Below are 19,616 nucleotides of genomic sequence, written 5' to 3'. Positions count from 1 at the left end.
CGCGAGGTGTCCCATGCACCACAGCCGCCTGTGTGCCCTGGTACTGGACTGCAAGGTCGATGACCTGGGCGATGCCGTGCGATTCTGGAGCGAGGCGTTGGGCAAGCCCGTGGCCTCGCCCGACCAGGATGGCGACGGACGCTACGCCGAACTGCGCACGGCCGACGACGAGCCGCTGATCCTGCTGCAGAAGGTGGAGCACGAGAGCCGCGTGCACCTGGACATCGAGACCGACGATCTGGAGGCGGAAGCATCGCGGCTGGAGCGCCTGGGGGCGAAGCGCGTCGCCTTCATGCGCGAGCGCTGGTGGGTGATGGAAGCGCCCAGCGGCCAGCGCTTCTGCGTGGTGCGCCCGCAGCGCGTGGTGTTCGGCCCGCATCTCAACCGATGGGACTGAACATCTAGGGAAGGTCTGATCTTGCTCGTCATCCCAGCGAAAGCTCATTGCTGTCCGGAATAATTTTGAACATTCGCGGCCGCGCTTTTGCTCGTCATTCCGGCGCAGGCCGGAATCCAGTGGCCGTGCGGCTTGAGCGAACATGATCGCTACTGGATCCCGGCCTGCGCCGGGATGACGATCTGGATAGGTGGTCGTTATCGGAAATGAAGTCGCCTTCTCGCAATGCTTCGTGCAAGCGGCGCGAGCCTTCATCCTTCGACGTCATACTTGGATTATTTCGGACAGCAGTGAGCGAAAGCAGGGATCCAGCGCCTCCAAGCCATTGGACGCAAAGGCGTTGGATTCCTGCTTGCGCAGGAATGACGGATAAAAGCCAGTTGTTCAGATGTTCCCTAGATCCCGAAGCGGTAATCCAGCTTCACCAGCAACTGCTCGTCGTCGCGCAGCGCGAAACTGTTGTCGAATTGCGAGAACGTGTCGCGCCGCAGATCGTCCAGCGCGTAGCCGCCGCGGCCGTACACCACGTAGAGGTAGGACAGCGGCGCCAGCTCGTAGCGGTAGCGGATCTGCAGGCCGAGGTTGCGCACGCCGAAGCTGCCGACCGGTTCGTCGCTGGCCACCGCGCGGCCGTTGGCGTCCACCACGTAGCCGCCGCGCAGGCCCGCGTCGAGCCCGATCGCCTGCAGCTTCAGGCGCAGTTCCTGGCGCCCGTCGATGCTCCAGTCGAAACCGCTGTCCAGTTCCAGCGAACGCTGTTCGTAGCGGCCGATAAGGTTGTCGTGCTGCCACACCAGCCAGTCCGGCACGTACTGGACGTACGGGCCGGCGTACACGCTGAAGCGGTCGCTGACATAGTAGGTGGGCAGGAACTTCACGTCCCAGCCCACGCTGCGGTTGCCGCCGAGGCCGCCGCTGACGATCTCGACCGGCAGCTTGTACGACCAGTTGCCGTGGCGCGGGCTGTCGTGCTCGAACATCAGGTCGAAAGTCGGCGGCAGGTACAGCGCACCGTGGCCGCGGGTGAGCAGGTCGTCCCACGCGGCGCTGTTGATGTCGAGTTCCACATCCTCGGTGGAGCCGTTGCGCAGCGTGCTGATCCGCTCGATGCGCAGCTGGCGGCGCAGATCCAGGCCGTGCGTGTTGTTCAGCGCGTCGATGCGCACGTGCCAGTCGTACGAGCTGTAGATCGAATCGGCGGCCAGGTCGGTGTAGCGCTTGCGCACCTCCCAGTGCGCGTAGTTCAGGTCGTTGCGCTCCAGGTAGCCGAAGTCGTTCACCTGCAGGCGTCCGCCGAAGTGCATGCCCGCCCACTCCTGGCGCCAGCCGCCGCCCATGTCGTAGTCGACCAGGGTGGTGGCGCCCTCGCCCTGGCTGATCGTACCGTTCTGCCGGATCTCGCTGCCGACCACGTTGGTGGCGACGGTCAGTTGCGGCGTCGGGTGCCAGTGGTGGTCGACGCCGAGCACGGTGGCCTCGCGATCCAGCCACGGCCGATCCACGCGGGTCAGCATCAGGCCCAGGCTCTGCGTGCCGAAGTCGTGCACCAGCCGCGCGGCGCCGAAGAAGCGCCCGGCCTCGCCGCCTTCGTCGGCGGCCAGCACGCCGTAACTGGTGGCGCCCACGCTGCCGTTGAGCTTCACCGCCGCGTCGATGGGGCTGGCGCCGCGGCCGTCGTCGGCGGGGCCGCCCACGCGGCGCGTGTAGAGCAGCTGGCTGTTGTCGTCGAGCAGGCTGAAATCGAAGATGCCCTGGTTCTCGGTGAAGAACGGCCGCTTGTCGCTGACGTAGGTTTCGGTGGCGCCGAAGTTCACCACCAGGTCGTCGCTTTCCACCTGGCCGAAGTCGGGGTTCAGCGTCGCGGTGAGCTGGAACTGCCCGTTCGGCTTCCAGAAGATGTCCGCGCCTTCGGCGAAATGGCTGCGCCCGCGCACGTTGTCGTACAGGCCCGACACGTAGGGCGTGACCGCCAGCAGCGACTGGCGATACGCCGGGATCGCGACACGGCGGAAGTCGGAGAGGAAGCGCGCCTGCTGGAAACTGGCCACCGGCCACGCGTCGCGCTCGCCGCTGGCGGCCACCACGCGATCCAGGTAGAGGCCGACGATGCGCTTGCCGCCGTCGGAGCGGCGCATCGGCGCGGTGTACCAGGGCACCAGGATCTCCGCCGTCCAGCCCTGCGCGTCGTGGCTCACCGCGGATTGCCAGAGGCCGTCCCAGTCCTTGTTGAAGTTGCTCTCGTTGGTGACCACCGCGTCGTAGACGCCGCCGCTGTAGCTCACCGTGAAGTTGTAGCCGGTGCGGCCGTCGCCGTTGAAGTCGACGATCAGGTTCACCCGATCCACCTGATCCTCGAAATCGCGCTGCACCTGCTGGGTGCTGCGCGGCACGCCCGGCGGCTGGATGCAGCGGAACGCCACCGCCAGCCCCTGCGGCGTGGCCAGCACCCAGGCTTCGGTGGGCAGCGTGGCCGGCTTGCCGGTGAGCGGCTGGGTCTGGCGGAAATCGGTGACGTGCAGTGCGCCGCGCCACTCATCGGGATGGATATGGCCGTCCATCGTCACCGCGAAGGCCGGCGACGACAGTGCAGCAAATACGATCAACAACAGGCATGCCAGGCGCATGTCGGGGGAATCCGCATCGGTCGGGGCGCGCCGGGGAATGCGCGCGCCGGGCGAGGATTCGCCCGGAGATCAGATGCGCAGGATGCGTCCTGGGTTTGCATGGCCGCGACGGCCGGAAGTCACGCTCCCAGCGTTTGCGCCGGCGCCCGGCGATGCCACAGGCGCGATCGCAACGACAAGGCCAGCACCAGCACGCCGGCGAATGCGCCGTAACCGCACAGCGCGGGCAGCACCTGCTGCCAGATCGCGCCGCTGGCGCGCCGCCCGGCTTCGTCGAGTACGGGCAGTTGCACCGCGTCGTAGCCGAACAGGCCGGCATAGGCCGCAGCGCCGAAGGCCAGCAGCAGCGCCAGCACGTCGAACAGCCGCCGGGACATCGTGCGCGGCAGCGACTTCGGGTAGCTGGCGTAGGCCCAGCCGAGGATCAGCAGCCAGGGCGCGAGCAGCAGCAGGGCGAGGTAGCGCATGGCGGCTCCGGCGCGTGGCCGTTCAGTCCTGCGCGGCCAGTTGTTCCAGCGCCTCGCGCAGGCGGGCGAGCAGTTCGTCGCCGGCTTGCGGAGTGCGGGCAACGGCTTCGCCATCCAGCTCCAGCACCAGCGCATCGCCGTCCTCGCGCAGCACGGCGGCATGGCCCAGCGTGCGGATGCGCTGCTGCATCGCGCCGGCCGCCTTGGGTTCGGCGAACGGCGTGGACAGCAGCAACTCCTCGCCATCGGCGGCGAACAGGCGGAAGCGGAAGCCGGCATCGCCGTCGCGGAAGCTGGCGAAGCGCGGCGACTTGCCGGCCTTCGCCGCTGCGGGCTTGCCGGCCTTGGCGGCGGGCGCCGCGCCCATCGCGCGCAGGCCGATGGCGTCGCGGATCGCGGCCAGCTTGGGCGTGGCGATCGCGCGCGCCTTCGCGGCGCCTTCGCGCAGGATCGCCTCGATCTCGTCGGGCCTGGCGATCAAGGTTTCGTAGCGTTCGCGCATCGGCGCCACGTCGGTCTCGATGCGCTCGAACAGGCGCTGCTTGGCCTCGCCCCAGCCGATGCCGTCGAGCAGCGACTGCCGGAACGCCGCGCTCTCCGCCTCGTCGGCGAACGCGCGAAAGATGGTGTACAGCGACGAGCTGTCCGGATCCTTCGCCTCGCCCGGCGCGCGCGAATCGGTGACGATGCGCATGATCGCCTCGCGCAGCGCCTTCGCGCCGCCCGCGAACAGCGGCACGGTGTTGTCGTAGCTCTTCGACATCTTGCGGCCGTCCAGGCCGGGCAGGGTGGCCACCTGCTCCTCGATCACCACCTCGGGCAGCACGAAGAAATCGCGGCCGTAGATGTGGTTGAAGCGCTGGCCGATGTCGCGCGCCATCTCGATGTGCTGGATCTGGTCGCGGCCCACCGGCACCTTGTGCGCGTCGAAGGCGAGGATGTCGGCGGCCATCAGCACCGGGTACATGTACAGGCCCGCGGTGACGCCGGCGTCGGGGTCTTCGCCGATCTCGCCGTTGCGATCCACCGCGGCCTTGTACGCATGCGCGCGGTTGAGCAGGCCCTTGGCAGTGACGCAGGTGAGGAACCAGGTGAGTTCCGGAATCTCGGGGATGTCCGACTGGCGGTAGAAGGTGACGCGCGCGGGATCCAGCCCGGTGGCCAGCCAGGTCGCCGCGATCTCCAGCCGCGAGCGCTCGATGCGCGCGGCGTCGTCGCTCTTGATCAGCGCGTGGTAGTCGGCGAGGAAGAAGAACGCATCCACGTCCGCGTGCCGGCTGGCGGCGATCGCGGGGCGGATCGCGCCCACGTAGTTGCCCAGGTGCGGGGTGCCGGTGGTGGTGATGCCGGTGAGGACTCGGGTCTGCATGTCTCGGATTCGGTGGGTGGTGCGCTCAGCGCAGCAGGGTGGATTTGCCGAACAGCGATTCGACCAGATCCACCGCGAGCTTCGCGGTCTGGTTGCGCTTGTCGAATGCGGGGTTGAGTTCCACGATGTCGAGCGAGCCGAGCCGACCCGAGTCGGCGATCATCTCCATGCACAGCTGCGCCTCGCGGTAGTTCGGGCCGCCGCGCACCGTGGTGCCCACGCCTGGCGCGATGGCCGGGTCGAGGAAGTCCACGTCGAAGCTCACGTGCAGGTGGGTGTCGTCGTCCATGCCGGCGAGCGCCGCTTCCATCGTGCTACGCATACCCACCTCGTCGATGCTGCGCATGTCGTGCACGGCCACCTGCGCCTCGCGCACCAGGCGCTTCTCGCCCTCGTCCACCGAGCGGATGCCGATCTGGCGGAACACGTCAGGCGTGGTCGCCGGCACGTGGCCGCCGATCTCCACCAGCTCGGCCGGGCCGTTGCCGCACAGGCAGGCCACCGGCATGCCGTGGATGTTGCCCGAGGGGGTGATGGTGGCGGTGTTGAAGTCGGCGTGCGCGTCCAGCCACAGCACGCGCAGCTTGCGGCCGCGCTCGCGGCAATGCCGCGCCACCGCGCTGATCGAGCCGATGGCGAGGCAGTGGTCGCCGCCCAGCATGATCGGCAGGCGGCCGTACGCCAGCTCGTCGTGGATCGCCGCGTGCACCGCCTGGTTCCACGCCACCACTTCGTCGAGGTGGCGGTAGCCGTTCACCGGCGGCAGCCAGGGGTTGTGCGGGCCGTGCAGGTTGCCGCGATCGACCACCTCCAGCCCGCGCGCGCGTAGCTTCTCGCCGATCTGCGCCACGCGCAGCGCCTCCGGCCCCATCGAGGCGCCGCGATGGCCGGCGCCGATGTCGGTGGGCACGCCCACCAGGGCGATGATCTGCTTGCTCATTGCGATATCCACGTCGTTGACTTGCAGCTTGCAAGTGTAGCGGCTCGGCTGCGACGCGGCGGTTACGGGGCGGCTGCGTCGCTAATGGCGCCGCCGTATTGCAGTGCCAAAGCTGGCGGAAGCTCAATGCGTGGCTGATACCGCGATTGCGGATTGCCGATCTATTCGCAATCGTTCGTCATGGATCCGCCGCACATGGTTATGCCGACTTTCAGTTGGATCTTGACGTCGCTCGGGCGACTGTTGTGGTGATGGCAGAACGGGACGATCCACACGATGCGCAAGTCGTCCGCATCCTGTACATGCGCCCCCACCGCCACAAGCCGACTGCAGCCGAAAGCGACGCAGGTGGTTGGCAAGGCCTGCCCGGTTCCCCTCATCCAGTGGGCAAGCCACGTCTTGGGGCCCGTCGTGCATTTGCACTTGCGGGTAGACGTTCCGTCGATGTTGTACACCTCTGTCATTTGTGCGGCTCCATCGCTGTCAATCGCGTTGATTGAAATGTCACAGGTCTATTCGATCAAGCCATAGTGCAGCAACCCGGCACTATGCTTGTGCAATATATTCCAAGAGCACGGTTCATGCAGATGCAGGCGAATCGCATCCGCATGGCATAAACCGTTCAAATCTCGCGGGTTCAAGAGGCGGCCCCATTCCAGGAGCGAACCGTTCATCAGTCCCGATGGCCCGGTCGTTGAGGGCTCTGACCGGAGCGAATGGCAGAAGAGTCGCGAAGCAGTAGAAATGCGAGGCTCTTCAAAGTGGTGCCGGCAGCAGGAATCGAACCCGCGACCTACTGATTACAAATCAGTTGCTCTACCAACTGAGCTATGCCGGCGTGGGGCGGGATTCTAGCAGGCTCCGGCCGGCAGGCTCTCAAAAGCAGCTCATGCTGTGCGAGCCCACGCCGTCGGCGTGGACGAGGTTGCGCCAGTCGGTGTCGCCTGCGGCCACGAGGTCGAGCCAGTATTGCGGCGCGGTTTCGCTGCGCTCGGTGAGGCGGGCGGCGGGGAAGCCGGCGGCGGCCACGCTGGCGCGGCGTTTGCGCGCGTTGTCCTGATCCTTGAACAGGCCCAGCGAGATGGTGTTGGGCTGGTCGCCGCCGCCGACCACGAAGTAGTCGCTGATGCCGTGCGCGGCGAGTTGCCGGGTGAGCGCCAGCGCCTGCGCGCGGCTGCCGGGCGCGGGCAGGTAGACCCACCAACTGCGCGACTGCGCGACCTGTTCCTGGCGCGAGCGCATCTGCCTGGCGACGGGGGCCAGTGCACTGCGCGCCTGCTGCAGGTCGTGCGGCGTGGCGAACGGGCCGATGGTGAGGCAGTGCAGCGGCGCGGCGGGCGCGTTTGCGTTCGCCGCGACGGGAGCCGGCGCGGGCGCGGCGACGTTGGACGCGGGCGCTGCGGTGGCCGCTTGCGCGGGCAGTTCGGAGAGCAGGCGCAGCTCTGGCACGCCGGGGTCGGTGGCCGGAGGGACGTGCGTGTAGGGCTGGCCGAGGAACAGCCAGGCGCCGGCCACGATGTTGAGCATCACCAGCAGTACGAACAGCAGTCGCAGGAACATCGATCCCCCGTCATCCACGCAATCGGCGTGTGGTTATTGTGCCTCGGCCCATGCCGCCAGTCCGCGCAGCACGCCGTCGTGGGCGAGTTGCGCGGGCACGGCGAGCAGGGGCAGTAGCGTTTCCGCGTCGCCGCCGCCGATGCGCAGCGCGGGCGCGCCGCCCAGCGCAGGTGCCATGCGCGACACGAAGCGTTCGGCCAGCGCCGCCGCCGCCAGCCAGCAGCCGGAAGCCACCGCGTCGGCGGTGTTGTCCGCTGCCTCGACGATGGCGCCCGCGTGCGCGGGCCGCACTTGCGCGGTCGCGCCCAGCAACGATTGCTGCATCAGCCGCGGCCCTGGCGCGATCAGGCCGCCGAGATGGCGGCCGTCGGCGGCGAGCGCGTCCAGCGTGAGCGCGGTGCCCACGCTGGCCAGCACGCAGGGCGCGAGGCCGTCGGCGCGGGCGGCGACCATGGCGAGGAAACGATCCACGCCCAGCCGTTGCGGCTCGGCGTAGGCGTTGCGCACGCCGCAGGCTTCGGCGGGCGTGCGCAGCCAGTGTGGCGGGTGCTGGAACGCGGCGGCGACGCTGGTGGCGACGAGCCGTTCGCGCGCGTCGTCCACCACGGAGGCGCCGAACACGGCGGCGGGCATTGCCAGCCCCGACCATGCGGCAGCCAGCGCATCCGCCACGTCTTCGTTCCATGCCACCGCGCCGCGGGCGAGCGTGTCGTCGCCGTTGCGCAATGCCCACTTCAGCCGCGTGTTGCCGAGATCCAGCAGCAGCTTCATGCGCGGCGCACCGTGACGTCGGCGCTGTCGACGCGCAGGGTTTCGCCGTCGGGCAGGCGCAGCAGCAGGGCGCCGCGGCTGTCCACGCCGGCGCCGATGCCGTCGCGCTCGCCGCCGGCGCCGCTCAGGCGCAGGGGTTGCCCATGCAGCAGGTCGTGGCGGGCGTAGTCGTGGGCGAACGCGGCGAAGCCTTCGCGCTCGAACTGGCGCAGGCCGTCGGCCAGCGCGGCGATCAGCGCGGCGGCGGCGCGGTTGCGATCCGGCGGCGTGCCGCCGGCCAGGGCGGCGAGATCGCAGGCGGGCTGGCCGGCCTGCGCGCGCAGCGCGTCGGTGAGCCGCAGGTTGAGGCCGATGCCGATGATCGCGGCGCACGGCCCCTGGTATTCGCCGCTCAGCTCGACGAGGATGCCGGCCAGCTTGCCGGACGCGGCGCCAGATGCCACGGCCAGCACGTCGTTCGGCCATTTCAGGCCGGCGCCCGCGATGCCCAGCGCGTCCAGCGTGCGCAGCACGATCACGCCGACTGCCAGCGACAGGCCCGACAGCGCGGCGAAGCCGCCGTCGAAGCGCTTCACGCAGGACAGGTAGATGTTCAGCCCCGGCGGCGACAGCCAGGTACGGCTGCGGCGGCCGCGTCCGGCGCTCTGTGTTTCGGCCATCACCACCGACAGATCCGGCGCCGCGGCGCCGCGGCGCTGCAGTTCGCTGGAGGTGGAGTCGAGCTCCCAGTGCACCTCCAGCGCGCCCAGTTGCCCGGCGATGCCGACGGGCAGCGCGGCGCGGATGCGCCCGGCGTCCAGCAACTGCACAGGCCAAGGCAGGCGGTAGCCGCCGGTGCCGCCGGCCTCGATGGGCACGCCCCGCGCGCGCAGCGCCTCGATCTGTTTCCACACGGCGGCGCGGGTCACGCCGGCCGCGGCGGCCAGTTCCACGCCGGAACGCGGCGTGCCCGTGGCCAGTTCGGCCAGCAGTTCGGCGGCTTGCATCAGGAAAGGGTGGGATTCGCGGGCATCCGGCGATTTTAGCCGGGCGGAGCGTGCGGACGGCGACACTGGCGCGGACGGCCCGGTTTCTGCGAGGATCGGAGATCTCTCCCGCGCGTCTAAGGGGTGCCCAGTCATGCGAACCAGACAGTGGATGATCGGTTGCCTGATCGGCCTGGCCGGCATGGGCAGCGCAATGGCGACGGATTTCGACGCCCGCGACGTCACCACCGGCAGTCGTGCCGCGGCGGACAGCAGCGCCCACGACGCCAGCAGCGGCAACGGCAGCGGCGATGTGCTGGGGCTCAACCGCGACACCGCTTCGTCCAAGCACGGCAACGACGCCGACGGCGGCGACAACGGCAATCGCGGCAGCGGCGTGGCGGGCGGCAGCGAGCATGGCGGCGGCATTTCCGCGCCCACGCGCGCGCGGCCGGCGACGCTGGGCTGGCAGTCGCTGCTGCCGGGGTCGATCCAGTAAGCATCGGCCACGGGCCGGTCGAACGGACGCTCAGTCCGGCGGCAGCTTCACGCTGAAACGCGCGCCGCCGAAGTCGGGCGAGCGATCCACCGTCAGTTCGCCGCGGTAGGCGCGCACGATGTCCTGCACGATGGAAAGGCCGATGCCGTGGCCCTGCACGCGCTCGTCGCCGCGCACGCCACGCTGCAGCACCTTCTCGATCTTGTCCTCGGCGATGCCGGGGCCGTCGTCTTCCACGCTGATCAGCAGGCCGGGGCGGGCGCGGCCGGGCTGGGGCTGCTTCTGCACCACCAGCAGCACGTGGTGGCGCGTCCACTTGAACGCGTTTTCCAGCAGGTTGCCCATCAGCTCCAGCAGGTCGTTCAACTCGCCGTGGAAGGAGGCGCCGTCCGCAATGTCGAACTCGCACAGCACGTTCTTGGCGGCGTAGACCTTCTCCAGGCTCTGCACCAGATCCTCGGCATGGCTGGCGATCGGCACCGCGGTGGCGAAGGTCTGGCGGCCCGAGGTGGCCGCGCGCGCCAGCTGGTAGGCGACCAGTTCGTCCATGCGGCGCACCTGGTCGAGCACGCCGCGCCGCGCCGTGTCGTCGCTGGCCGATTCCATCTGCGAGCGGATCACCGCCAGCGGGGTCTTCAGGCTGTGCGCGAGGTCGGCGAGGGTGTGGCGGTAGCGCGTGCGCTGCTCGCGCTCGCTGTCGATGAAGGCGTTGATGCGTTCGGTGAGGCCGGTGAGTTCCAGCGGGTACTGGCTGTCCAGGTGGTCGCTGTCGCCGCGCTCGACCCGGCTCATGTCGCTGGCCACCTTGCGCAGCGGGGTGAGGCTCCAGCGCAGCAGCAGCAGTTGCAGGAGGATCAGCAACATGCCCAGCACCGACAGCCACAGCGCCAGCGTGCGCCGGTATACCGCGTTCTCGCCTTCGAGCTGCTGCTCGGTCTGCGCCACCATGACGGTGGCCGGCGTGGACTTGTCGCCCAGGTAGTCGAACGTCACGCCGATGGCGTAGTAGTAGAGGCGGCCCATGCGCGTGTCCACCGGGCCGGCGAATTCGCGGTCGCCCGGCTGCATGGGCTTGAGGAAGTGGAAGTCGTGGCCGATGGCCGAGGCGGACTCCCAGCGGTAGCCGTCGGGGCCGAGGATCACCGCGTACAGGCCGGAGCCGGGCTGGGAGAATTTCTGCGGCGGCGAATCGGGCGGCAGCAGGCGACCGTCGCGGTTGGCGTCGGTGTGGGTGATGATGTCGGTGATGGCGGCGTCGCGCAGCTGGTTCTGCAGGCTGTTCAGCGCGCCCTGTTTCCTGGCCACGGCCATGACCACGCCGACCAGGCCGAGGAAGGCGGCCAGCACGAAACCGGTGGTGATGGCCGAGCGCGCCGCCAGCGACAGCGGGCGGCGCGGCTCGGGCTCATTCGTCGCCGTCGGTGCGGGGGATGGCAAAGCGGTATCCACGTCCACGCACGGTCTCGATGGGTTTCAGGGCGCTTTCCGGGTCGAGCTTGCGGCGCAGGCGGCCGATGAAGACTTCCAGCACGTTGGAGTCGCGGTCGAAGTCCTGCTGGTAGATGTGCTCGGTGAGGTCGGCCTTGGAGACCAGCTCGCCGGCGTGCAGCATCAGGTATTCCAGCACCTTGTACTCGTAGCTGGTGAGGTCGACGATCTTGTCCTCCACCGTCACCGTCTGCGCGGTGGTGTCCAGCTTGATCGGGCCGCAGGCCAGCACCGGCTTGGACCAGCCGCTGGCGCGGCGCACCAGCGCATTGATGCGGGCCAGCAGTTCCTCGACGTGGAACGGCTTGACCAGATAGTCGTCGGCGCCCTGCTTGAGGCCTTCCACCTTGTCCTGCCAGCCGCCGCGCGCGGTGAGGATCAGCACCGGGTAGCGCTGGCCGGCTTCGCGCAGCGCCTTGATGAGTTCCATGCCGGACATCTTGGGCAGGCCAAGGTCGATGATGGCGAGGTCGAACGGCACTTCGCGGCCGAGGTACAGCGCCTCCTCGCCGTCCTGCGCCGCGTCGACGGCGAAGCCGTCGCGCTTGAGGCGCGCCGCCAGCGTTTCGCGCAGCGGGGCTTCGTCTTCCACCAAGAGGATGCGCATCAGTGTTTCTCCTTCGCGCCGGCATGCCGGCCGGACGGGTTGCGGTTGGACGGGGCGGCCGGGCCGGCGTTGGCGGGTATCGTCATCATCCGTACGTGGCCCTGCGGCGTGAGCACCTTGATGCGGTACTCGGTGCGGCGTTCGTAGCGGCGCGACTCGGCCGACAGCACCTGTCCCTGGGTTTCCTGCTGCACTTGGCTCACGGCCTCGCCGAGGGTGAGCGGCGAGGCGCGCGTCTGTGCTGTCGCCTGGCCCAGGCACAGCGCCAGCAGCACGAGTAGCGGCAGGATGCGGCGGGTTTTCATGGAGATGCTTCCACCATGATCGGATTCGGGCCGTTCAGTTTGGGCGAGTCGGGCTGAATAGTGACCGGATGGGCCGCCGCTGTCACGCGGCCGGGCGCAACGGCGCCATGGCCCGCGCGATCAATTCCCAGCCCGCGCCCGGCAGGTGCGCGCCCTCGCTCAGCGTGCGGCGGAAGCCGCGCGCGCCCGGCTCGCCCTGGTAAAGGCCCAGCAGGTGGCGGGTGACATGCTTGAGCGCGGTGCCGCGCGCCAGTTCGGCTTCGATGTAGGGGCGCAGGTGCTGCAGCACGTCCTCGCGGCTGGGCAGCGGCGTGCCGTACAGCGCGTGTTCGAGCCGGGCCAGCAGGTACGGGTCGTGGTAGGCGGCGCGGCCCAGCATCACGCCGTCCAGCTCGGCCAGTTGCGCCTGCACCTGCGCCACGGTGGCGATGCCGCCGTTGATCGCCACCACCAGTTGCGGGAACTCGCGCTTGAGCCGGTGCACGCGCGGATAGTCCAGCGGCGGGATCTCGCGGTTTTCCTTGGGCGACAGGCCCTTGAGCCAGGCCTTGCGCGCATGCACCACCAGCACCTGGACGCCGGCTTCCAGCATGGTCTCGGTGAAATGCTGCAGGTCGGCGTAGTCGTCCTGTTCGTCCACGCCGATGCGGCATTTCACGGTGACCGGCACGCTCACCGTGTCGCGCATCGCCTTCACGCAGTCGGCCACCAGCGCCGGCTCGTACATCAGGCAGGCGCCGAAGCGGCCGGACTGCACGCGGTCGGACGGGCAGCCCACGTTGAGGTTGATCTCGTCGTAGCCCGCCGCCGCGCCCAGCCGCGCCGCCTCGGCCAGTTCGGTCGGCTCGCTGCCGCCCAGCTGCAGCGCCACGGGGTGTTCCTCGTGGCTGTGTTCGAGCAGGCGCAGTTGCCGGCCGCGCACCAGCGCCGCGCTGGTCACCATCTCGGTGTACAGGCGCGCGTGCGGCGACAGCAGGCGGTGGAAGAAGCGGCAGTGCCGATCCGTCCAGTCCATCATGGGCGCGACGGACAGGCGCCAGTCCGTGGCGTCGAGTTTGGGGGCAGGGGCAGTCATCAGGCCACCATTGTCCCGGATCGAGGGGGCGCTGTGGAGTTTCAGCCCGGGCCGGGCACGGCGCGGCGGCCCAGCCGCGACGAGGCGATGCGCGCGGCCAGCGCCATCACCCCGATCAAGGCCATCACCCACGTCAGGCGCAGGAACCAGCACGCGATGGCCGCCCATACCAGGGCGACGAACAGGTCGTGCATCAGCCAGCCCCAGGCCTTCGGTCGCGGCATGTCGGGCACCAGGTCGCCGACGAAGGCCGCGTAGCCCCAGCTCGCCGCCAGGCAGAGGTTGATCACCAGCAGCGAAAGCGCATAGATCACGAAGCCGCTGTTCGAATCCACGCCGCTTTCGCCGGTGACCATGCTGCGGATCACCACGGGCATCAGCGCGATCATGCTCAGCAGCAGCATGGTGATCAGGGTCAGCACGTTGTCGGTGCGGCGCAGTTGCGCCAGTGCGCGGCGGTGCTGCAGCCACACCATGCCGATGATGAAGAAGGTGAGGAAATAGGCCAGCAGCGGCAGGCCCCAAATCTGCAGCAGGGTCTGGCCCGGTTTCGCCTCCGGCCGCAGCTCCACCGCGGACAGCGTGAGCGCAATGGCGAAGACGCCGTCGGACAGCATCACCAGCCGGTCGAAATGGCGCTGGTGGACGTGGTGCTCGCGCACGGCGTGTGCGGCGTTCTGTTCCATGGTCGTTCCTTGCGTGGGCTGCGGGCATTTTGCCGCAGAAACTTTCGGGCAGGGGTGGCCCCGATCGCGTAAAATGCCGCTGTCGCCGCGCCCGCGCGGCCACTCGCCAGGCTCTTCCCCCACGCGAGCCCGTTGCCGCCATGAGGCGGCGCGTTTCCCCGACCCCCAATCCGAGATTCGACGCCCATGGTGGCCTTCGCGACCGAGCACGTGATCGACGTGCAGCACTGGAACGACACGCTGTTCTCCTTCCGCACCACGCGCGACCCGGGCTTCCGCTTCGACAGCGGCCAGTTCGTGATGATCGGGCTGGAGGCCGAAGGCCGCCCGCTGATGCGCGCCTACTCCATCGCCAGCGCGAGCTGGGAGGAGCACCTGGAGTTCTTCTCGATCAAGGTGCCGAACGGCCCGCTCACCTCGCGCCTGCAGCATCTCAAGCCGGGCGATCCGTTGCTGGTCACGCGCAAGCCCACCGGCACCCTGGTGCTCACCGACCTCAAGCCCGGCAGGAACCTGTACCTGCTCGGCACCGGCACTGGCCTTGCGCCGTTCATGAGCATCATCCGCGACCCGGACACCTACGAGCGCTACGAGAAGATCGTGCTGGCCCATGGCGTGCGCCACATCAACGACCTCGCCTACGCGCATTACCTCGAACACGAGCTGCCGCGGCACGAGTACCTGGGCGAGCTGGTGCGCGAGAAGCTGGTCTACTACCCCACGGTGACGCGCGAGCCGTTCCGCAACCGCGGCCGCATCACCGACGCGATCGCCGACGGCGTGATGAGCGAAATCACCGGCCTGCCGCCGCTCAATCCGGAAACCGACCGCGTGATGCTGTGCGGCAGCCCGGCGATGCTGGACGACCTCTGCGCCCTGCTCGACGGCCGCGGCTTCCACGCCTCGCCGCGCACCCGCGAGCCGGGCGACTACGTGATCGAGCGGGCCTTCGTGGAGAAGTAGCCGGCGACTGCGTATCATGGCGAACGTTCGCCGCGCGACGAACCCAACGGTGCAAACCGCCATGTCATTCAGCCATCCAAATCCCCGTTTGCACCCGGTCCCGCAGCCGATCACCGACGACGGCGACGCCGCGCGGTTCTGCACCAGCTGCGCGTTCTCCGAGGCCTGCATCGCGGTGGGCTACGGCAAGCCGGAGCTGCTCGAATTGCATTGCCTGGTCGAGCACGCCGGGCCGTTCCGCGCGGGCGAGCACGTGTTCCGTACCGGCGATCCGTTCCGCGCGATCTACGCGGTGCGTTCCGGCTCGGTGAAGACGCGGATGTTCGACCGCGACGGCAACGAGCAGGTGCTGGGCTTCTACCTGCCGGGCGAGGTGGTGGGGCTCAACGCGATCTACCCCGAGCACTTCCCCTGCGACGCGGTGTCGCTGGAAGACACCTGGTTCTGCCGCTTCTCCTTCCCCGCGATGAGCGCGCTGGCCGCGCGCCTGCCCGCGGTGCAGCAGCACCTGTTCCGGCTGATCAGCAAGGAGCTGGGCGCGGTGTCACTGCTGGCTGGCGACCACGCCGCGGACGAGCGCATGGCCGCGTTCCTGATCGACCTCTCCACGCGCTACGCCGCGCGCGGCCTTCCCTCCGCGCGCTTCCACCTCAGCATGTCGCGCGGCGACATCGCCAACTACCTGCGACTGGCCGCAGAAACGGTGAGCCGCGTGCTCACCCGCTTCCGTACGCAGGAGCTGATCGCGCTGGAAGGCCGCGAGCTGGTGCTGCTGGACGACGGCAAGTTGCGCGAGCTCGGAGCCAGCCTGCTGCCGGAATAGAGGGGCTGATCCAGGTCAGTGCCGCCCCGCACCGGCCACGCCACCATGGGAACGGGCACGACACCGGATTCCCATGCACGCACCGACCTCCCCCGCCAACGACCCCGCCGCATTGCTGGCGTCCGCGCCGCACCGGCCGCTGTTTCTCGCCGGCACCGTGGCGGTGCTGCTCACCATGGCGTGGTGGACGCTGGAGCTGGCTTCGTTGCGCTTCGGCTGGGGGCGCTGGCCGCAGCCCACCGTCCCGCCGGTGTTCGGGCACGCCGTGCTGATCCAGTACGGGCTGTTCCCACTGTTCATGTTCGGCTTCCTGATGACCACCTTCCCGCGCTGGATGAACGGGCCGCGGGTGTCGCCGAGGCGCTACCTGCCGGTGGCGGGCGGCGTGCTGGGCGGCTACGTGCTGGGCACGCTGGGGCTGCTCGGCCTGCCGCTGCTGCTCAAGCTGGGCCTGCTGCTGATGCTGGCGGGCTACGTGGTGGGCGTGGCGACGCTGGCCGGCGTGCTGCGCGCAGCGGCGGATCGCAACCGGCACGGCTGGTCGTGCCTCGCCGCGTTCTGCGTAGGCACGTTGGGGCTGGCGTCGTTCCTCGCGTGGCTGCTGGTTCCCGGCGTGTCACCGGAGCTGGCGTGGCTGGCGGTGAAGCTGGGCACGTTCGGCTTCCTGCTGCCGGTGTATTTCACGGTGTGCCACCGCATGCTGCCGTTCTTCAGCAAGAACATGGTGGCCGGCTACGACATGTGGCGACCGGGCTGGGGCCTGCCGGTGGCGTGGGCGTTGCTGCTGGCGCACGTGTTGCTGGACTGGCGCGGCCTGGCGTCGTGGCTGTGGTTGTGCGACCTGCCGCTGGCCACGCTGTTCGCCGCGCACTGGCTGATGTGGAAGCCGTGGCGCTGCCTGCGGCCGGGGTTGCTTGCGGTGCTGCACGTCGCGTTCGCGTGGCTGCCGGTGGCCTTCGTGCTGTTCGCGGTGCAGGATCTCGTGCTCGCCATCGATGATCGTCAGGTGCTGGGGCTGGCGCCGCTGCACGCGCTGGCGATCGGCTTCTTCGGCTCGATGCTGGTGGCGATGGTGACGCGCGTGACCCATGGCCATTCCGGCCGTCCGCTGCAGATGCATCCGGTGCCGTGGCTGTGCTTCGTGCTGCTGCAGTTGGTGGCGTGCGTGCGCATCCGCGCCGAGCTGGGCGGCGATCGCTACCTGTGGTTGGTGATCGCGGGCGCCGGCTGGCTGGTGGCCTTCCTGCCGTGGGTGCTGCGTTCGGCGTGGATCTATCTCACGCCGCGCACGGACGGCAAGCCGGGTTGAGGAGATCGCCGTGCAGGATCTGATCGCGCCGTATTACCCGTGGATCGTGCTGGTGCATCTCGCCTGCGCCATCGTGTTCGTGGGCGCGGCGGCGTTCGAGGTGTTCGCGCTGGAAGCGCTGCACAAGCATTTCGACGTCGCCACCATGCTGCGGATCGAGAACGCGGTGATGGCGCGGGTGCGCCGCTACATGCCGTTCGTGGTGCTGCTGCTGTTCGTCAGCGGCGGCCTGCTGTTCGACCTGCGCTGCGACGGCGTCCGCTGCATCGGCAGCACGCGCTTCGGCGGGTTCCTGCTGCTGAAGGTGGTGCTGGCGTTCGGCGTGCTGGGCGTGTTCGTCAACGCGGTATGGGCCGGCGCGCGCGGACGCATGGACGCCTGCCGCTTCCGCTACACGCATCGCATCGTGCTGGCGCTGATGGCGGGCATCGTTTTCCTGGCCAAGACCATGTTCTACTTGTAGGCCCGTTTTCCCCATCACGAGGCGATCATGTCCACAGTCAACTTCAAGGGCCAGCCGGTACGCGTCGACGGCGGCTTTCCTGTGCCCGGCCAGCAGGCGCCGGCGTTCCGCCTGGTCGGCGGCGACCTGTCCGACGTCACGCTGGCGAACCATGCCGGCAAGCGCAAGGTGCTGAACATCTTCCCCAGCGTGGACACCGGGGTGTGCGCCACCTCGGTGCGCCGCTTCAACGAGCTGGCTTCCGGGCTGAGCAACACCGTGGTGCTGTGCATCTCGGCCGACTTGCCGTTCGCGCAGGGCCGTTTCTGCGGCGCCGAGGGCATCACCAACGTGCAGATGCTGTCGCTGATGCGTGGCCGCGAGTTCCTGCTCGACTACGGCGTGGCGATCGCCGAGGGCCCGCTGGCCGGCGTCGCCGCCCGCGCGGTGGTGGTGCTGGACGAGCACGACAAGGTGATCCACGCCGAACTGGTGGACGAGATCACGCACGAGCCGAACTACGATGCCGCGTTGAAGGCGCTGGGCTGAGCCTTTCGCCCCGGTGCCGGAAGGGCCGCCAGGAGACTGGCGGCCTTTCTTGTGGCGCGTCTGCTCAGCCCGCGGAGCCGTGCTCCAGCAGCCACAGCCCCGCGAACAGTTTCGGGTCGATCGAATAGCCGTCCGCCGCGCGCGCGAACAGCCACGCGCCGGCTTCCGTCCGCGGCACCGCGTGCACCACGATGTTCTCGCTGGCGTCGCCGCCGCCCGCGCCCACCTTCACCAAGTCGAAGGCGCGCACGTAGGCGATCATCTCGGTGCTCATGCCCGCGGACGACGGGCCTTGGTGCAGCAGGATCGCGCGGCCGCAGCGCCAGCCGGTTTCCTCCTCCAGCTCGCGTTGCGCGGCGAGCAGGATGCCTTCGTCTTCCTGCCCCTTGAGGTCGCCGACCAGGCCCGCGGGCATCTCGATGGTGTGCGACTGGATCGCCACGCGGTACTGCTCCACGAACAGCACGCGGTCGTCCGGCGTCACCGCGATGATGATGGCCGCGCCGCCGGGGTTGTTGCGTTCCACGTATTCCCAGCGGCCGCGCTTGCGCAGGCTCAGCCAGCGGCCCTGGTACAGGGTTTCCACCGGCGCGCCGGCATCCGTGGGCAGGGATTGGTTGCGCGGATCCATCAGAACGTGCGCTGCACGGAGTAGTCCGCCAGCGTGGCCAGCGCGTCGCGGTACGGCGAGGCGGGCAGGCCGGACAGGGCTTCGTGCGCGGCGTTGGCGTGCGATTCGGCGCGCGCGCGGGTGCGTTCCAGTGCGCCGGAATCGCGGATGGCGGCGACGATGCGATCCAGCGAATCCAGCCCGCCGTGCTCGATGGCGTGGCGCAGCGAGGCCACCTGTTCCGGCGTGGCGCTTTGCAGCGCGTAGATCAGCGGCAGGGTGGGCTTGCCCTCGGCGAGGTCGTCGCCGATGTTCTTGCCCAGGGTGTCGGCGTCGCTGGTGTAGTCCAGCAGGTCGTCGGCGATCTGGAAGGCGTAGCCCAGTTCCATGCCGTAGCGGCGCAGCGCGGCCACCTGCTCCGCGGGCAGGCCGCCGAGCAGGCCGCCGAGTTCGGTGGCGGCGGCGAACAGCACGGCGGTCTTGCGCTCGATCACCGCGAGGTAGGCGGCTTCGTCCACGTCGGCGTTGCCGATGTTGAGCAGTTGCAGCACCTCGCCTTCGGCGATGGTGTTGGTGGTGTCGGCGAGGATGCGCATCACGCGCATGTCGTCCAGTTCCACCATCAGCTGGAACGAGCGCGAGTAGAGGAAGTCGCCCACCAGCACGCTGGCGGCGTTGCCCCACAGCGCGTTGGCGGTCTGCCGGCCGCGGCGCAGGCCGGACTCGTCCACCACGTCGTCGTGCAGCAGGGTGGAGGTGTGGATGAACTCGATCACCGCGGCCAGCTTGACGTGCTGCTCGCCGTGGTAGCCCGCCGCGCGCGCGGCCAGCGCGTGCAGCATCGGCCGCAGCCGCTTGCCGCCGCCGGCGATGATGTGTTCGGCGATCTGGTTGATCAGCACCACGTCGGAGGCCAGCCGCGCGCGGATCAGCGCGTCGATGCGGCGCATGTCGGCGTCGGCGAGCGCGCGCACGGCGGCAAAGTCGGCGGGGCGTGGGGCGTCGGCTGGGATCGAGTTCATTGGCGGGCTTTTGGCGGGTTCGCGGAATTATAGGGGCAGGCCGCCGCGAACCCGCATCCGGCGGGGCATGGCCGATCCTGGGCCGGCCATGGCAGGCGCGTGATGCCGGGCCGAAAAATTTACGCGTTCTATACGCGCAAGCCGC

General features: G+C 69.2%; 21 protein-coding genes and 1 tRNA gene. 7 read left to right on the top strand and 15 right to left on the bottom strand.

From position 1 onward, the window contains the following. Positions 1-13: 13 nt before the first annotated feature. Positions 14-397 carry a VOC family protein gene (locus ACZ5Z2_RS14335; protein ID WP_464759278.1) on the top strand — a complete coding sequence of 128 codons (384 nt, stop codon included), beginning with the start codon at positions 14-16 and terminating at the stop codon, positions 395-397. A 395-nt stretch (positions 398-792) separates the two neighbouring features. Here ACZ5Z2_RS14335 and ACZ5Z2_RS14330 read toward each other — a convergent pair whose 3' ends face one another. The 8 genes from ACZ5Z2_RS14330 to ACZ5Z2_RS14295 form a co-directional block, all read right to left on the bottom strand. Continuing rightward, positions 793-3,021 carry a DUF5916 domain-containing protein gene (locus ACZ5Z2_RS14330; protein WP_464759277.1) on the bottom strand — a complete coding sequence of 743 codons (2,229 nt, stop codon included), beginning with the start codon at positions 3,019-3,021 and terminating at the stop codon, positions 793-795. A gap of 119 nt (positions 3,022-3,140) precedes the next feature. Then, entirely contained in the window at positions 3,141-3,488 is a 348-nt protein-coding gene (locus ACZ5Z2_RS14325) for a hypothetical protein (protein WP_464759276.1), read from the bottom strand. A gap of 22 nt (positions 3,489-3,510) precedes the next feature. Further along, positions 3,511-4,857 carry a tryptophan--tRNA ligase gene (locus ACZ5Z2_RS14320; RefSeq protein ID WP_464759275.1) on the bottom strand — a complete coding sequence of 449 codons (1,347 nt, stop codon included), beginning with the start codon at positions 4,855-4,857 and terminating at the stop codon, positions 3,511-3,513. A gap of 25 nt (positions 4,858-4,882) precedes the next feature. After that, on the bottom strand, positions 4,883-5,797 hold the full coding sequence (rocF, locus tag ACZ5Z2_RS14315) for an arginase (protein ID WP_464759274.1): 915 nt from the start codon (positions 5,795-5,797) through the stop codon (positions 4,883-4,885). A gap of 762 nt (positions 5,798-6,559) precedes the next feature. Continuing rightward, a tRNA-Thr gene (locus ACZ5Z2_RS14310) sits at positions 6,560-6,635 on the bottom strand. A 38-nt stretch (positions 6,636-6,673) separates the two neighbouring features. Continuing rightward, positions 6,674-7,357 (bottom strand): SPOR domain-containing protein, encoded by a 684-nt coding sequence (locus ACZ5Z2_RS14305; protein WP_464759273.1) that lies wholly within the window; start codon positions 7,355-7,357, stop codon positions 6,674-6,676. A 33-nt stretch (positions 7,358-7,390) separates the two neighbouring features. After that, the gene (locus tag ACZ5Z2_RS14300) at positions 7,391-8,128 is read right to left on the bottom strand and encodes a type III pantothenate kinase (RefSeq protein WP_464759272.1); all 738 of its coding nucleotides are present in this window, start codon (positions 8,126-8,128) and stop codon (positions 7,391-7,393) included. Next, positions 8,125-9,114, bottom strand: a complete 990-nt coding sequence (locus ACZ5Z2_RS14295; RefSeq protein WP_464759271.1) for a biotin--[acetyl-CoA-carboxylase] ligase — start codon at positions 9,112-9,114, stop codon at positions 8,125-8,127. The genes ACZ5Z2_RS14300 and ACZ5Z2_RS14295 overlap by 4 nt, the downstream gene beginning before the upstream one ends. A gap of 133 nt (positions 9,115-9,247) precedes the next feature. Between ACZ5Z2_RS14295 and ACZ5Z2_RS14290 the strand changes: the two genes are divergently transcribed. Further along, the gene (locus ACZ5Z2_RS14290) at positions 9,248-9,592 is read left to right on the top strand and encodes a hypothetical protein (protein ID WP_464759270.1); all 345 of its coding nucleotides are present in this window, start codon (positions 9,248-9,250) and stop codon (positions 9,590-9,592) included. Between the two features lie 30 nt (positions 9,593-9,622). On the opposite strand, the gene ACZ5Z2_RS14285 is transcribed toward ACZ5Z2_RS14290, so the two are convergent. The 5 genes from ACZ5Z2_RS14285 to ACZ5Z2_RS14265 all read right to left on the bottom strand — a co-directional run bounded on the left by ACZ5Z2_RS14285 (position 9,623) and on the right by ACZ5Z2_RS14265 (position 13,753). Next, positions 9,623-11,047 carry an ATP-binding protein gene (locus ACZ5Z2_RS14285; RefSeq protein WP_464759269.1) on the bottom strand — a complete coding sequence of 475 codons (1,425 nt, stop codon included), beginning with the start codon at positions 11,045-11,047 and terminating at the stop codon, positions 9,623-9,625. Continuing rightward, positions 10,998-11,687: a response regulator transcription factor gene (locus tag ACZ5Z2_RS14280; protein ID WP_464759268.1), complete on the bottom strand. Its 690-nt coding sequence runs from the start codon at positions 11,685-11,687 to the stop codon at positions 10,998-11,000. The genes ACZ5Z2_RS14285 and ACZ5Z2_RS14280 overlap by 50 nt, the downstream gene beginning before the upstream one ends. Further along, complete coding sequence (locus ACZ5Z2_RS14275) at positions 11,687-11,992, bottom strand: PepSY domain-containing protein (protein WP_464759267.1); 306 nt, start codon at positions 11,990-11,992, stop codon at positions 11,687-11,689. Before ACZ5Z2_RS14275 ends, ACZ5Z2_RS14280 begins: the two co-directional genes overlap by 1 nt. An 82-nt stretch (positions 11,993-12,074) precedes the next feature. Then, positions 12,075-13,067, bottom strand: coding sequence for a tRNA dihydrouridine(20/20a) synthase DusA (gene dusA / locus ACZ5Z2_RS14270; protein WP_464759266.1), 993 nt, complete (start codon positions 13,065-13,067; stop codon positions 12,075-12,077). A 41-nt stretch (positions 13,068-13,108) separates the two neighbouring features. Then, complete coding sequence (locus ACZ5Z2_RS14265) at positions 13,109-13,753, bottom strand: TMEM175 family protein (protein WP_464759265.1); 645 nt, start codon at positions 13,751-13,753, stop codon at positions 13,109-13,111. Positions 13,754-13,939: 186 nt separating this feature from the next. On the opposite strand from ACZ5Z2_RS14265, the gene ACZ5Z2_RS14260 reads away from it, so the two are divergent. The 5 genes from ACZ5Z2_RS14260 (at position 13,940) to tpx (ending at position 17,839) form a co-directional block, all read left to right on the top strand. Beyond that, positions 13,940-14,716, top strand: a complete 777-nt coding sequence (locus ACZ5Z2_RS14260) for a ferredoxin--NADP reductase (protein ID WP_464759264.1) — start codon at positions 13,940-13,942, stop codon at positions 14,714-14,716. Between the two features lie 61 nt (positions 14,717-14,777). Then, positions 14,778-15,539 carry a cyclic nucleotide-binding domain-containing protein gene (locus ACZ5Z2_RS14255; RefSeq protein WP_464759263.1) on the top strand — a complete coding sequence of 254 codons (762 nt, stop codon included), beginning with the start codon at positions 14,778-14,780 and terminating at the stop codon, positions 15,537-15,539. Between the two features lie 73 nt (positions 15,540-15,612). Continuing rightward, positions 15,613-16,848, top strand: a complete 1,236-nt coding sequence (locus tag ACZ5Z2_RS14250; RefSeq protein WP_464759262.1) for an NnrS family protein — start codon at positions 15,613-15,615, stop codon at positions 16,846-16,848. 22 nt (positions 16,849-16,870) lie between these two features. Continuing rightward, positions 16,871-17,311 (top strand): CopD family copper resistance protein, encoded by a 441-nt coding sequence (locus ACZ5Z2_RS14245; RefSeq protein ID WP_464761716.1) that lies wholly within the window; start codon positions 16,871-16,873, stop codon positions 17,309-17,311. 27 nt (positions 17,312-17,338) lie between these two features. Continuing rightward, positions 17,339-17,839: a thiol peroxidase gene (gene tpx, locus ACZ5Z2_RS14240; RefSeq protein WP_464759261.1), complete on the top strand. Its 501-nt coding sequence runs from the start codon at positions 17,339-17,341 to the stop codon at positions 17,837-17,839. Positions 17,840-17,903: 64 nt separating this feature from the next. Here the strand turns inward: tpx and ACZ5Z2_RS14235 are convergent, their stop codons facing one another. Both ACZ5Z2_RS14235 and ACZ5Z2_RS14230 read right to left on the bottom strand, forming a co-directional pair. Beyond that, on the bottom strand, positions 17,904-18,470 hold the full coding sequence (locus ACZ5Z2_RS14235) for an NUDIX hydrolase (protein ID WP_464759259.1): 567 nt from the start codon (positions 18,468-18,470) through the stop codon (positions 17,904-17,906). Further along, a complete protein-coding gene (locus ACZ5Z2_RS14230) occupies positions 18,470-19,471 on the bottom strand; it encodes a polyprenyl synthetase family protein (protein ID WP_464759258.1) in 1,002 nt (333 codons plus the stop codon). The genes ACZ5Z2_RS14235 and ACZ5Z2_RS14230 overlap by 1 nt, the downstream gene beginning before the upstream one ends. Positions 19,472-19,616: the final 145 nt, after the last annotated feature.

The organism is Rhodanobacter sp. G1 (assembly GCF_055397855.1).
The sequence above is the reverse complement of the archived record's forward strand: the minus strand, read 5'-3'. Positions and strand labels throughout refer to the sequence as shown.